Annotated in this window: 12 protein-coding genes and 1 other annotated feature; of the genes, 7 read left to right on the top strand and 5 right to left on the bottom strand. The window is 59.1% G+C overall.

Annotated elements, in window-relative coordinates:
• Positions 1 to 36: 36 nt before the first annotated feature.
• Both FOT55_RS02985 and FOT55_RS02980 read right to left on the bottom strand, forming a co-directional pair.
• Entirely contained in the window at positions 37 to 1,284 is a 1,248-nt protein-coding gene (locus FOT55_RS02985) for a diguanylate cyclase domain-containing protein (RefSeq protein WP_025305223.1), read from the bottom strand.
• Positions 1,281 to 1,892: a YfiR family protein gene (locus tag FOT55_RS02980; protein ID WP_406882615.1), complete on the bottom strand. Its 612-nt coding sequence runs from the start codon at positions 1,890 to 1,892 to the stop codon at positions 1,281 to 1,283. Before FOT55_RS02980 ends, FOT55_RS02985 begins: the two co-directional genes overlap by 4 nt.
• A gap of 633 nt (positions 1,893 to 2,525) precedes the next feature.
• Here FOT55_RS02980 and sltY point away from each other — a divergent pair.
• Positions 2,526 to 4,454 carry a murein transglycosylase gene (gene sltY / locus FOT55_RS02975; RefSeq protein ID WP_038630194.1) on the top strand — a complete coding sequence of 643 codons (1,929 nt, stop codon included), beginning with the start codon at positions 2,526 to 2,528 and terminating at the stop codon, positions 4,452 to 4,454.
• A gap of 54 nt (positions 4,455 to 4,508) precedes the next feature.
• Entirely contained in the window at positions 4,509 to 4,838 is a 330-nt protein-coding gene (gene trpR, locus FOT55_RS02970) for a trp operon repressor (protein WP_016929152.1), read from the top strand.
• A gap of 11 nt (positions 4,839 to 4,849) precedes the next feature.
• Here trpR and yjjX read toward each other — a convergent pair whose 3' ends face one another.
• A complete protein-coding gene (yjjX, locus tag FOT55_RS02965) occupies positions 4,850 to 5,368 on the bottom strand; it encodes an inosine/xanthosine triphosphatase (RefSeq protein WP_004933015.1) in 519 nt (172 codons plus the stop codon).
• A 101-nt stretch (positions 5,369 to 5,469) separates the two neighbouring features.
• Here yjjX and gpmB point away from each other — a divergent pair, with 101 nt between their 5' ends.
• The gene (gpmB, locus tag FOT55_RS02960; protein WP_025305227.1) at positions 5,470 to 6,117 is read left to right on the top strand and encodes a 2,3-diphosphoglycerate-dependent phosphoglycerate mutase GpmB; all 648 of its coding nucleotides are present in this window, start codon (positions 5,470 to 5,472) and stop codon (positions 6,115 to 6,117) included.
• Here gpmB and robA read toward each other — a convergent pair.
• Positions 6,114 to 6,983 (bottom strand): MDR efflux pump AcrAB transcriptional activator RobA, encoded by an 870-nt coding sequence (robA, locus tag FOT55_RS02955; RefSeq protein WP_033641224.1) that lies wholly within the window; start codon positions 6,981 to 6,983, stop codon positions 6,114 to 6,116. The genes gpmB and robA overlap by 4 nt on opposite strands.
• A 342-nt stretch (positions 6,984 to 7,325) precedes the next feature.
• On the opposite strand from robA, the gene creA reads away from it, so the two are divergent.
• Complete coding sequence (gene creA / locus FOT55_RS02950) at positions 7,326 to 7,805, top strand: protein CreA (RefSeq protein WP_004933005.1); 480 nt, start codon at positions 7,326 to 7,328, stop codon at positions 7,803 to 7,805.
• Positions 7,806 to 7,856: 51 nt separating this feature from the next.
• On the opposite strand, the gene arcA is transcribed toward creA, so the two are convergent.
• A complete protein-coding gene (gene arcA, locus FOT55_RS02945; protein ID WP_025305229.1) occupies positions 7,857 to 8,573 on the bottom strand; it encodes a two-component system response regulator ArcA in 717 nt (238 codons plus the stop codon).
• A gap of 629 nt (positions 8,574 to 9,202) precedes the next feature.
• On the opposite strand from arcA, the gene FOT55_RS02940 reads away from it, so the two are divergent.
• The 3 genes from FOT55_RS02940 to thrA all read left to right on the top strand — a co-directional run bounded on the left by FOT55_RS02940 (position 9,203) and on the right by thrA (position 12,710).
• A complete protein-coding gene (locus tag FOT55_RS02940; RefSeq protein WP_147823066.1) occupies positions 9,203 to 9,889 on the top strand; it encodes a tRNA/rRNA methyltransferase in 687 nt (228 codons plus the stop codon).
• A 194-nt stretch (positions 9,890 to 10,083) separates the two neighbouring features.
• On the top strand, positions 10,084 to 10,170 hold the full coding sequence (gene thrL, locus FOT55_RS02935) for a thr operon leader peptide (RefSeq protein WP_071525951.1): 87 nt from the start codon (positions 10,084 to 10,086) through the stop codon (positions 10,168 to 10,170).
• Positions 10,109 to 10,226 (top strand) — a sequence feature (Thr leader region). (Overlaps the previous gene by 62 nt.)
• Positions 10,227 to 10,250: 24 nt before the next feature.
• Positions 10,251 to 12,710: a bifunctional aspartate kinase/homoserine dehydrogenase I gene (gene thrA, locus FOT55_RS02930; protein ID WP_049205431.1), complete on the top strand. Its 2,460-nt coding sequence runs from the start codon at positions 10,251 to 10,253 to the stop codon at positions 12,708 to 12,710.

Here is a 12,710-nt window from a genome sequence, read left to right as displayed (position 1 = left end):
TCAAAATCCCTAGTTCAAGTGTTATAGCCGGGGCTCTTATTTATGTATAGCCAGCCGCCAGCCTCCGTTATAACGATGCTTTGCCTGATACATCGCATCGTCAGCTTCGTGCAAAAGACCCTGAGGCGTTGACGCGTGATCAGGGTACAGCGCAATACCGATACTCAGAGAGGTAATGACCGTCTCGTCGTTCGGCAAAATGACCGGTTGCGTCATGCAGTCGATGATGTTGTCAGCGATCTGCAAGACATCTTCCGTGCCGTGTACCGGCGCCAGCAGCACGGCGAATTCATCCCCTCCCAGGCGTGCGACCAGATCGGTTTCGCGCAGCTGCGCGCGAATGCGCCCGGCAATGGTGGTCAGCACCGCATCGCCTGCGGCGTGGCCGTAACTGTCGTTCACCTCCTTGAAACGATCGCCGTCGATAAACAGCACCGCCAATTTCGCCGGCGATTCGATATCGCCCAGCGCCCGGCTCAGTCGCCCTTCGAAGAAGGCGCGGTTCGGCAAACCGGTCAGGCTGTCGTGCGTTGCCCGGTGCGCCAGCGAGTCGTTCTCCTGCTTCAGATGGGCCTGCCAGGCCTCCAGCTCGTCGAGCAAGCCGTTGAAATCGTTGCTGAGCTCATGCAACTCGGCGATAGGCGCCGACGGCACCCGCAGGCCGAAGGTGCGATCGCGGCGCACCGCATGCGCCACATTGGCGATGTCGTCCAGCGAACTGACGATGCCGACCAGCATACGGCGCGACAACACCAGGGCGCACAGGGTGCTGAGCACCAGGCAGGCGATCATGCCGACCATGCCGCGCAACAGGAAACGCAGCAGGCTGCCGCCGTTACCGCTCAGCCAGACCTGACCGACCTGCTTGCCCTCGTGGGTGATAGGCAGAATGACCGGCTCGGGCAGCGCCCAGTGCGCGACGATCTGCTCAAGGCCATGCAGCGGCCCATCGGTGGGATGGCGCCAGTTGGCTAGCATCTTGCCGTTGTTGTCGAGGATCCGCACGTCCGATACCTCTTCGTTGGAGGCGATCAGCATCAGCGCCTCGCGCGCGGCAGTGCGATCTTCAAACACTACGGCGGCTTCGACTGTATAGCTGATGGAGCGCGCGATCAGGTGCAGGTTGTGATTGGCATAGGCGCGCAGCGCAAACAGCGCCACCAGCGTCAAAAAGATGCCGGCGGTGCCGACGGCGATCAGCGCCAGCCCAAGATGCACCCGCTGCAGCACTCGGCCCAGCGTCGGGCGCGCATTGCCAGAGCGGTTTCTACGCAACAGCCTCATAGCGGCGGCGCCTGTTTGCGTGCCAGCTGCAGCACGTTGGGGTGAACGCGCACGCCGCTGCGCGCCAGAGCGTCCAGGTTGACCTTGAAACTGGCCTGGTCCCCATCGATCTGCAGGCAAAAAGCGCTGCCGGCGGAGCATTCGCTATCGTTTTCGCTGATGCTGAGAATGGAGTTGCCGGAAATGCGCTGCATGAAATTTTGTCTCTGCGCGGCGGTGATGTTCCCTAAGTAGATGACATCGCAGCCGGTACTCAGCGTTGGGCTGTCGAACGGCACGCGCTCGGCTTTAATCGGGCGCGGCGCGCTCAGCAGGATCGGATCGAACAGCCCTTCGGCATACTGGGTGGGCGCGGTCACGCACAAGCGGATCGGATTGGGTTCACGCGACCAGCGGGCGTAGCTGATGATGCCTACCACCACGGTCGTCACGGCGTGCGTGCGCTTTTGATAGGGATCATCGGCGGCGTGCGCAGGCCCGGACAACGTCAGCAGCGTTAACAAAACGATCAGCAGCAGGCGACCGATATTCAGGCGTGCGGCATGGAAGCCCGGTACGGGGCTTTTTGCGCAACGCATCGCTATCGCGGTCTTACTCGCCATTTTCACCCGCCATTCCGGCCTGATCTACCGCCCGCAGGCCGTGGCCTGACAAGGAAAAATCCGGTCCGCTTGAAGGGACAATCGTTTTGCTGAAAGCTGTCAGTCGCACTGCCTAATGAACACTATCTAACCCATAATTGGCGCGGATTGTATTATAAGATGTCCTCGTTGGGCGCTTTATGTGCTGTTTTCTCGGAATTATCCTACTTATTTTTGATAGTATAAAAATGCCTACCCGGGTTTGCCACCGCTTTTCTGCAAAGTTGGCGCGTTTGGCCAGCTGTCAGGCGATTTGCGCAACGGCTGTACCCTCTATCAAATGAAATAATGTGATAGCTAATAATTAAAAGGTATTTTACTTCTCCAATAAACGCCGCTGCGGCTAATAAAAATCCGGTGGCCGTAAATATCCCGTCGGCCTGATTTGTCAGCCAAAGTAAACGTTTTTTACCTGACTCCGGTCATGGCGATACACTTCTTCTTCTACAGTATTGAATGGATAAGCGATTGCGCTGTCTATGGTAGATATCTGCGTCCGGGCCGTGTGCCCGGCTTTATTTTGTCCCGCGGCGCCGTGGCGCGGCGGTCACCGGGGAGCTGGGCGGCTCCTGCGGTATAACCAGTGAGGAAAGAGCGAGGATGGTCAAGGTGGACAAGCGACGGCTGTTGGCGATGGGGCTGTGCCTGACGGCGTTTTCAGGCGCGGCGCTGGCGGATTCTCTGGATGCGCAACGTCAGCGCTACCAGCAGATCAAACAGGCGTGGGACGGCAATCAGATGGACGTGGTGGCGCAGCTGATGCCGACACTGCGCGATTACCCGCTTTATCCTTACCTGGAATACCGCGAGCTGACTCAGGATCTGAGTCAGGCGGGGTTCTCCGAGGTGAACGACTTTATCAAACGCAACCCGACGCTGCCGCCGGCGAAATCACTGGCGCCGCGCTTCGTCAATGAGTTGGCGCGTCGCGAGGACTGGCGCACCCTGTTGGCCTTCAGCCCGCAGCCGCCCAAACCGGTGGCGGCGCGCTGCAACTATTACTACGCCAAATGGGCTACCGGCGACCAGCAGGCAGCCTGGAGCGGCGCCGATGAACTGTGGTTGAACGGCAAAACGTTGCCGAGCGCCTGCGATCGGCTGTTCAGCGTCTGGCGCGGCGCAGGCAAGCAAACGCCGCTGGATATTCTGGCGCGTATGAAGCTGGCGCTGAAAGAGGGCAACAGCTCGCTGGTCAGCAACCTTTACAGCCAACTGCCGGCCGACTATCAAACCATGGGCAACGCCCTGGTGCGCTTGCAAAACGATCCGACCACCGTGGAAGCCTTCGCCCGCAGCGTAGGGCCGACCGACTTTACCCGTGCCGCCACCGGCATCGCCTTTGAACGCCTGGCGCGGCAGGATGTGGAAAACGCGCGGGCGATGATCCCGACGCTCGCGCGGCTGCAGAAAATGAGCGACGACGAGCGGCTGGGGCTGGAAGAGTCGGTGGCCTGGCGCCTGATGGGCAGCGACGCTACCTATGAACAGGCGCAGTGGCGCGATCAGGTGATTCTGCGCAGCCGTTCGCCTTCGCTGCTGGAGCGCCGGGTGCGCATGGCGCTGGGTAACGGCGATCGGCAGGGCGTCGCGACCTGGCTGGCCCGTCTGCCGGAAGCGTCGCGCAACAAGGATGAGTGGCGCTACTGGCGCGCCAGTCAGCTGATGGACGAAGGCAAACGCGCCGAAGGCGAGGAGATGTTGCGCAACCTGATGACCGAACGCGGTTTCTATCCGATGGTGGCGGCGCAGAAGCTGAACGCCACTTATCCGGTGATGGTGGCGGTGGCGGCCAAGCCGCGCACGTCGCTGGTCGACGGGCCGGAGGTCGCCCGGGTACGCGAGCTGATGTACTGGAATATGGACAACCTGGCCCGCAGCGAATGGGGCTCCTACGTCGCCAGCCGCAGCCGGCCGGAACAAGAGGCACTGGCGCGCTACGCCTTTGAGCAAAAATGGGCCGATCTGAGCGTGCAGGCGACCATCGTCGGCAAGCTGTGGGATCATCTGGAGGAACGGTTCCCGGTCGCTTGGCCACAGGAGTTCCGCCGCGCCACCGATGACAAGGGGATCACCAGCAGCTATGCGATGGCGATCGCGCGCCAGGAGAGCGCCTGGAATCCGAAGGCGCAGTCGCCGGTCGGTGCCGCCGGCCTGATGCAGGTGATGCCGCGCACCGCGCAGCATACGGTGCAGATGTTCAATATTCCCGGCTATGTCGGCCCGAGCCAACTGTTCGATCCGCAGACCAATATCACCATCGGCACCAGCTATCTGGAGTCGGTCTATCAGCAGTTCGGCCGCAACCGCATTCTGTCGAGCGCCGCCTATAATGCCGGCCCGTCGCGGGTGAATACCTGGCTGGGCAACAGCGCGGGGCGGATCGATCCGGTGGCGTTCATCGAAAGCATTCCGTTCTCTGAAACCCGCGGCTACGTCAAGAACGTGCTGGCTTATGATGCGTTTTACCGTTATCTGACGCACCGGCCGGCCAAGGTGCTGACCGACGCCGAGTGGCAGAGACGTTATTGATTTTGACGGCCCTATGGTATGCTGCTGTACTAGTTAAATAGTATGGTGGCTGCCATGACGCAATTATCGTTAAACGACCCCGCTCTTTCAGAACAAGGCAATGAGGATTGGCTGCGCTTCGTCGCGCTGCTGCAGAATTCGTTTGCGCAAGAACTTCATCAACCGCTGTTGCAGCTGATGTTGACGCCGGACGAGCGCACCGCGCTGGGCACCCGGGTGCGGATCATTCAGGAATTGATGCGCGGCGAGATGAGCCAGCGCGAGCTGAAAAATGAACTGGGCGCGGGGATCGCCACCATCACCCGCGGTTCTAACAGCCTGAAAGCGGCTTCACCCGCGCTGAAACAGTGGCTTGAGCAGCAGTTGCTGCACGACGCGCCCTAGCAGACTCAGCGTTATTGCTGATAGATGGCGTTGTGGAACGGCACCAGCGCCAGCAGCAGCGCCTGGTGGTAAACGCTGGTGCGGCTCAGCCGGCCGTCGGTGAAGACGCCGATGGCGCCGCCCTGACGTTTCACCTCGGCGTTGCCGGTGATCGCCGCCATTTCGCTGCCCAATTCGCGACCGGCGCGAATACCTTGTAAGATGACTTCCGGCAGCATCAGGCTCGCCGAGCGGGATTCGCCACGGATGTGCGGGTTCTCGATGGTCATCCAGGCGAAGGTCATATTCTCTTCAATCCCGGCTTCCACGCCGACCCAAAAATCGGCCTCGGGCCTGACCTGGCGCGCTTCCATGACGCGTTGACGCGAACCGGTGCGGGTTTCGTGGTTGCCTATCGGCTGCAGCGAGACGCCGCTGGCGACGTCAACGGATTCAATGCGGTATTGGCCCGCGCCAAAGACGTCATCGAAGGCGAGTTGAATAGCCTTGATCTTTGCCGGGTTGGTAGTTGCAGCGACAACATGGTACATAACGGGTTTGATATCCTTCTGGCCGATACGCCGGGCAGCGGCAAAAGCGCCGCCGGGCCGGGGATAAACGCAAATTTCACGCAGTATAACGGAAAACAAAAATGTTACAGGTATACCTCGTTCGCCATGGCGAAACGGAATGGAACGCGGCTCGCCGCATCCAGGGTCAGTCCGACAGCCCGTTAACCGCCATGGGTGAACACCAGGCCCGTCTGGTCGCCAGGCGGGTCAGCAAAGAAGGCATTACGCACATCATTACCAGCGATCTGGGGCGCACGCGCCGCACCGCGCAAATCATCGCCGAAGCCTGTGGCTGCGAAGTGATTGGCGATCCGCGTTTGCGTGAGCTGCACATGGGGGTTCTGGAAGAACGCCTGATCGACAGTTTGACGCCGCAGGAAGAGCAGTGGCGCAAACAGATGGTCGATGGTACTCCTGACGGCCGTATCCCTCAAGGCGAATCCATGGAGGAGCTGGGCGAGCGCATGCGCGCCGCGCTGGAGAGCTGCCTGATGCTGCCTGAAGGCAGTAAACCGCTGCTCGTCAGCCATGGCATCGCGTTGGGGTGTTTGATCAGTACGGTGCTTGGGCTACCGGCCTATGCGGAACGCCGCCTGCGCTTGCGCAACTGCTCATTGTCGCGCGTCGATCACCAGCAGAGCCCGTGGCTGGCTTCCGGCTGGATCGTGGAAACGGCGGGCGATGTCACGCACCTGGACATGCCCGCGTTGGACGAACTGCAGCGTTAACGCCGAATCGGGATCAGGTAATCGCACTTGATCTCGATAGGCGCCTGATGCGGACGGCGCTCGCCTTTCGGGTAGAAACGCTCGATGTCGTGCCCTTTGCGGCGCGTCAGCTGGAGCGCCGGCAGGCAGGTGCCATACACCGTCAGGATGAAGTCTTGCAGCCCCTCGGTGGGCCCTTCGTAGCTGAACATCGCAAATTCGCCGCCCGGCAACACCAGTGGCTGGCCTTCCTGTACCTTGTCAGGCACCTGATCCGGCTCCAGCGCCGTGGTATACAGCACTTCCTGTTCGTCGTCCTTCTCCTGGCTTGGGCGCGAGTGGTGCAGCCCGTACAGCACCGGCGGCAGGGTTTCGACGTCACCGAGGAACTGACGCCAGAACTGCGAGCGCAGTTCAGTGCGCACGGTGGTGATCTGTTCCAGCGTACAGGAGTAGCTTTGGGTCAGGCCGACCAGGTGTTTGTCTGGCAGCGAGACGAATTCCGGCTGCGGCAGAGTGAAGGCCCCCAGACGGATCGGCGGACAGATGCCGAACGCATTCCAGTCCTCGGCGCGGCGGTACAGCGCCGGCGTTTGCGCAAACTGTTTTTTGAAGGCGCGGGTGAAGGTCTGCTGCGAGTCGAAACGATATTGCAGGGCGATATCCAAAATCGGCCGGCTGGTCAGACGCAGCGCGACGGCGGCTTTGGACAGTCTCCTTGCCCGGATGTAAGCACCGATGGCATTACCGGTAATATCTTTGAACATCCGTTGCAGATGCCATTTGGAGTAGCCGGCCTTGGCCGCCACGTTATCCAGCGACAAGGGTTGGTCCAAATGGCTTTCCAGCCAGCTAAGCAGATCACGAATGATACCGGCTTGATCCATAGATCTTCCTCGTAAAGCTTGGGGGTAGGAACCCGAACTGTTGATTCGTCACGCTGGTGCTGCGCTATCAGACCGATCCATGAGCCATTATGCGTTGCACTCTTTGCCTCTGCTGCGCATGCCGCGCCAGAGTTGGATTGGGGTACACCGTAGTGGGCGCAAAGAAATAACGACGCCGCATCATAGCAACTTTTTTACTCCGCGACTCTCAAAGATTTTTGTCACGCTCTGTGCTAAAACGGACGGTGCGGACCCGTATAAAACCGATTCCGTGAGCTTAGACATAAATAATGGCGATCGCCGAACCTATTTTTGCGGCAAGGTTATATCGGAGTTAAGTAAATGAAAAAAAGCTGGATATTTTTATTCGGTTTGGTTTGCGCAACCGTGGGAAGCGCACAGGCTGAGCAAGTGGGCTCCGTTGATACGGTGTTTAAATTGTTGGGGCCGGACCACAAAATCGTGGTCGAAGCGTTCGACGATCCGGATGTTAAAAATGTAACTTGTTATATCAGCCGCGCCAAAACCGGCGGCATCAAAGGCGGCCTGGGGCTGGCGGAAGACACCGCCGACGCGGCCATTTCCTGCCAGCAGGTCGGGCCTATAGAGCTGAGCGACAAGATCAAAAACGGCAAGGCGGAAGGCGATGTGGTGTTCCAGAAACGCACTTCGCTGGTGTTCAAGAAGCTGCAGGTGGTGCGCTTCTACGACGCCAAGCGCAATTCACTGATCTACCTGAGCTATTCCGACAAGGTGATCGATGGCTCGCCGAAAAATGCGCTGAGCGCGGTGCCGATCATGCCGTGGGCTGAGACGAAATAAAAAAACGGGGTTCAGCATGCTGAACCCCGTTTTCATGACGGCAGGCGGGAGTTACTCTTCCAGCTCGCCGCAGAAGCGGTAGCCTTCGCCGTGAATGGTGGCGATGATTTCCGGCGTGTCCGGCGTCGATTCGAAGTGTTTGCGAATGCGACGGATGGTGACGTCCACGGTGCGGTCATGTGGCTTCAGTTCGCGACCGGTCATCTTCTTCAGCAGTTCGCCGCGGGATTGGATCTTGCCCGGGTTTTCGCAGAAGTGCAGCATGGCGCGGAATTCACTGCGCGGCAGTTTGTACTGTTCGCCGGCCGGGCTGATCAGCGAGCGGCTGTTGATGTCCAGTTCCCACCCGTTGAACTTGTAGCTCTCGACCAGGCGGCGCTCTTCGCCCAGGCTGCCCAGATTCATGGTGCGCGACAGCAGGTTACGTGCGCGGATAGTCAGCTCACGCGGGTTGAACGGCTTGGTGATGTAATCGTCGGCGCCGATTTCCAGGCCGAGGATCTTATCCACTTCGTTATCGCGGCCGGTCAGGAACATCAAGGCGACGCTGGCCTGTTCACGCAGTTCGCGCGCCAACAGCAGGCCGTTTTTGCCTGGCAGGTTGATGTCCATGATGACCAGATTGATATCATTTTCAGACAGGATATTGTGCATCTCTGCACCATCATTGGCTTCATGAACAATGTAGCCTTCCGCCTCGAAAATGCTCTTCAGGGTGTTACGAGTGACTAACTCGTCTTCGACAATCAGAATGTGCGGGGTCTGCATATTTGCTACCTAAAATTGCCAACAAAATAGAAAATAGGAAGTACAGAAGTCTCTGTTTTCTTAGAGGAGGGCAGAGATAGCGCCACGTTCCCTCTCAGCAAATGACTAAAGTACGTAAACTCGTTCTTGATGCACTTTCCATCTCATGTCAACAAGATCGCTAGCCTGGTGGGGATGCTGTTCCCTACAACCCCTGGGGTGCCAAATCGGCGCATATCCTAACCCCATTAACAGCAATATAACAGCGCGTGCCGAATTCATCACCCAACAAAACTACGCTTTGTTGACATATATCAAATTCAATTGTAGCACGTTAACAGATTTGTGAAAAACACTTACAGAAATGCCAGTTTAAGTCACAGAACCTCAAATTCTGTGAACGATTCAGCATTATCGGGCCCGATAGGATACAATTATTCGCTTATTGATCATCGTCTTGTTTTAACTCATTGATAAATAAATACAGTAAAACATAAGCATGAATAATGACTATTACGGCGGATTTATTAGCTCAACGAGCCGTTTAATCTTGTTTGTTGCTATTAACGCGTTTATTGTTACGCAATTGTAAATATAAGCGGGCGCTGCGATACCGTCAAAAGCGCAGGCCCGCCTTCGGTGGAAGAGTGATGCAGCTTCATATTGTTTTAGTGGCTCCGGCGCGGCCGGAAAACGTCGGCGCGGCGGCGCGCGCGATGAAAACCATGGGCTTCGCTTCGTTGCGCATCGTCGACAGCGAGGCGCACCTGCAGCCGGCTGCATGCTGGGTGGCACACGGGGCCGGCGAGATCCTCGACGGCGTGCAAACGTTCGCCACGTTGGAACAGGCGCTGGCGGATGTAGACTTCACGGTCGCCACCACCGCCCGCAGCCGCGCGCGTTTTCACTACTACTGCACGCCGCCTGAGCTGCTGGAACAGCTGAGTGAGCGTAAGCAGTGGGTCGGCCAGGCCGCGCTGGTGTTCGGCCGTGAAGATTCCGGCCTGACCAACGAAGAGCTGGCGCTGGCAGATTTGCTGACCGGCGTGCCGATGCAGGCGGACTACCCGTCGCTTAACCTGGGCCAGGCGGTGATGGTGTACTGCTACCAGTTGGCGAGCCTGATGGGCGTCAGCACGCCGCAGGAAAAGGTGGCGTCGGAAGGGCAACTCAAAGCGCTGCGCCACCGCGCCGATGCCTTGTTGAACGCTTTGGATGTCGGCGATGACCAAAAATTGCGCGATTGGCTGCATCAGCGCCTCGGGGCGTTGCAACAGCGAGACACGGCGATGTTGCATACGCTGCTGCACGACATCGAAAAAAAACTCGCCAAGTGATAGCGGCTCCATCAGACGGTTACCCAGCGTGATCCACTAGTAAATCGGCTTTAAGTTGTTTTTTTGTTCTGTCGTTTTGCTTTTCACCTCCGATATCGCGCAATGTCGCCGCTGAACGGAAAATAAGCAAAAAAAAGAAATAGTTTGACTTGGGATAGCGATTGCTTTAACCAATAGAGGGGACAGAGTATTTCATGAGACAGACAGACAACATGCGCAACATCAGCCTGAAAACCACAATTATTACCACCACCGATACCACAGGTAACGGGGCGGGCTGACGCGCACAGGAAACACAGAAAAAAGCCCGCACCTAATCAGTGCGGGCTTTTTTTTCGGCTTAAATTCGGAGAGATGACACATGCGAGTGCTGAAATTTGGCGGAACCTCGGTAGCGAATGCGGAACGTTTTCTGCGCGTCGCCGACATCATGGAGAGTAACGCGCGTCAGGGACAGGTAGCCACGGTCTTGTCCGCCCCCGCAAAGATCACCAACCATCTGGTGGCGATGATCGACAAGACGGTGGCGGGTCAGGACATTCTGCCGAATATCAGCGACGCCGAGCGGATCTTTGCCGATCTGCTGAGCGGCCTGGCGCAGGCGCTGCCGGGCTTTGAATACGATCGCCTGAAAGGCGTGGTCGATCAGGAGTTCGCGCAACTCAAGCAGGTGCTGCACGGCGTCTCGCTGTTGGGGCAGTGCCCGGACAGCGTGAACGCGGCGATCATCTGCCGCGGCGAAAAACTCTCCATCGCCATCATGGAAGGGGTGTTCCGCGCCAAGGGCTATCCGGTCACGGTGATCAACCCGGTGGAGAAGCTGCTGGCGCAGGGCCACTACCTGGAGTCTACCGTGGACATCGCCGAGTCCACGCTGCGCATCGCCGCAGCGGCGATCCCGGCCGACCACATCGTGCTGATGGCCGGTTTCACCGCCGGTAACGACAAGGGCGAGCTGGTGGTGTTGGGCCGCAACGGCTCCGACTATTCCGCCGCGGTGCTGGCCGCCTGCCTGCGCGCCGACTGTTGCGAAATCTGGACCGACGTCGACGGCGTGTATACCTGCGATCCGCGCACCGTACCGGACGCCAGGCTGCTGAAATCGATGTCGTACCAGGAGGCGATGGAGCTCTCCTACTTCGGCGCCAAAGTGCTGCATCCTCGCACCATCACGCCGATTGCCCAGTTCCAAATCCCTTGCCTGATTAAAAACACCTCTAACCCGCAAGCCCCCGGCACGCTGATCGGTAAAGACAGCACCGATGACGCGATGCCGGTCAAAGGCATCACCAACCTGAACAACATGGCGATGATCAACGTCTCCGGCCCGGGCATGAAAGGCATGGTCGGCATGGCCGCACGGGTGTTCGCCGTGATGTCGCGCGCCGGCATTTCGGTGGTGCTGATCACCCAATCCTCTTCCGAATACAGCATCAGCTTCTGCGTGCCGCAGGGTGAACTGCAGCGCGCCCGCCGGGCGCTGGAAGAGGAGTTCTATCTGGAGTTGAAAGACGGTGTGCTGGATCCGCTGGACGTCATGGAACGCCTGGCGATCATCTCGGTGGTCGGTGACGGCATGCGCACCCTGCGTGGCATCTCCGCGCGCTTCTTCTCCGCGCTGGCGCGCGCCAACATCAATATCGTCGCTATCGCCCAGGGCTCTTCCGAGCGTTCAATTTCGGTGGTGGTCAGCAATGATTCCGCCACCACCGGCGTGCGCGTCAGCCACCAGATGCTGTTCAACACCGATCAGGTGATCGAAGTGTTCGTCATCGGCGTCGGCGGCGTCGGCGGGGCGCTGATCGAGCAAGTCTACCGCCAGCAGCCGTGGCTGAAGCAAAAACATATCGACCTGCGGGTGTGCGGCATCGCCAACTCGCGCGTGATGCTGACCAACGTGCACGGCATCGCGCTGGACAGCTGGCGCGACGAGCTGGCCGGCGCGCAGGAGCCGTTCAATCTCGGCCGCCTGATCCGGCTGGTGAAGGAGTATCACCTGCTGAACCCGGTGATCGTCGACTGTACCTCCAGCCAGGCGGTGGCCGATCAATACGTGGACTTCCTGGCGGACGGTTTCCACGTGGTGACGCCGAACAAAAAGGCCAACACCTCGTCGATGAACTATTATCAGCAACTGCGCGCGGCCGCTGCCGGTTCGCACCGCAAGTTTCTCTACGACACCAACGTTGGCGCCGGTCTGCCGGTGATTGAGAACCTGCAAAACCTGCTGAACGCCGGCGATGAGCTGGTGCGCTTCTCCGGCATTCTGTCCGGGTCGCTGTCCTTTATCTTCGGCAAGCTGGACGAAGGGATGTCGCTGTCGGCCGCGACCCTGCAGGCCAGGGCCAACGGCTACACCGAACCGGATCCGCGCGACGACCTGTCCGGTATGGACGTGGCGCGCAAGCTGCTGATCCTGGCGCGCGAGGCCGGTTACAAACTGGAACTGAGCGATATCGAGGTTGAGGCGGTGCTGCCGCCGTCCTTCGACGCGTCGGGCGATGTGGATCAGTTCCTGGCGCGGCTGCCGGAGCTGGATAAAGAATTCGCGCGCAACGTGGCCAACGCCGCCGAGCAAGGCAAGGTGCTGCGCTATGTCGGCCTGATCGACGAAGGGCGCTGCAAGGTGTGCATCGAGGCGGTGGACGGCAACGATCCGTTGTATAAAGTGAAGAACGGCGAGAACGCGCTGGCCTTCTACAGCCGCTATTATCAGCCGCTGCCGCTGGTGCTGCGCGGCTACGGCGCCGGTAACGATGTGACCGCAGCGGGCGTGTTTGCCGATCTGCTGCGCACACTGTCATGGAAGTTGGGAGTTTAA

It is taken from the genome of Serratia bockelmannii (assembly GCF_008011855.1).
GTDB classification, from domain to species: Bacteria; Pseudomonadota; Gammaproteobacteria; order Enterobacterales; family Enterobacteriaceae; genus Serratia; species Serratia bockelmannii.
Note: the sequence above shows the minus strand (reverse complement) of the source record. Positions and strands in the feature narration are given on the sequence as shown.

Excerpts from the sequence above, each read along its gene's own strand:
- FOT55_RS02985 (WP_025305223.1), bottom strand. The coding sequence starts at position 1,284 with ATGAGGCTGTTGCGTAGAAACCGCTCTGGCAATGCGCGCCCGACGCTG.
- sltY (WP_038630194.1), top strand. The coding sequence starts at position 2,526 with ATGGTCAAGGTGGACAAGCGACGGCTGTTGGCGATGGGGCTGTGCCTG.
- trpR (WP_016929152.1), top strand. The coding sequence starts at position 4,509 with ATGACGCAATTATCGTTAAACGACCCCGCTCTTTCAGAACAAGGCAAT.
- yjjX (WP_004933015.1), bottom strand. The coding sequence starts at position 5,368 with ATGTACCATGTTGTCGCTGCAACTACCAACCCGGCAAAGATCAAGGCT.
- gpmB (WP_025305227.1), top strand. The coding sequence starts at position 5,470 with ATGTTACAGGTATACCTCGTTCGCCATGGCGAAACGGAATGGAACGCG.
- robA (WP_033641224.1), bottom strand. The coding sequence starts at position 6,983 with ATGGATCAAGCCGGTATCATTCGTGATCTGCTTAGCTGGCTGGAAAGC.
- creA (WP_004933005.1), top strand. The coding sequence starts at position 7,326 with ATGAAAAAAAGCTGGATATTTTTATTCGGTTTGGTTTGCGCAACCGTG.
- arcA (WP_025305229.1), bottom strand. The coding sequence starts at position 8,573 with ATGCAGACCCCGCACATTCTGATTGTCGAAGACGAGTTAGTCACTCGT.
- FOT55_RS02940 (WP_147823066.1), top strand. The coding sequence starts at position 9,203 with ATGCAGCTTCATATTGTTTTAGTGGCTCCGGCGCGGCCGGAAAACGTC.
- thrL (WP_071525951.1), top strand. The coding sequence starts at position 10,084 with ATGAGACAGACAGACAACATGCGCAACATCAGCCTGAAAACCACAATT.
- thrA (WP_049205431.1), top strand. The coding sequence starts at position 10,251 with ATGCGAGTGCTGAAATTTGGCGGAACCTCGGTAGCGAATGCGGAACGT.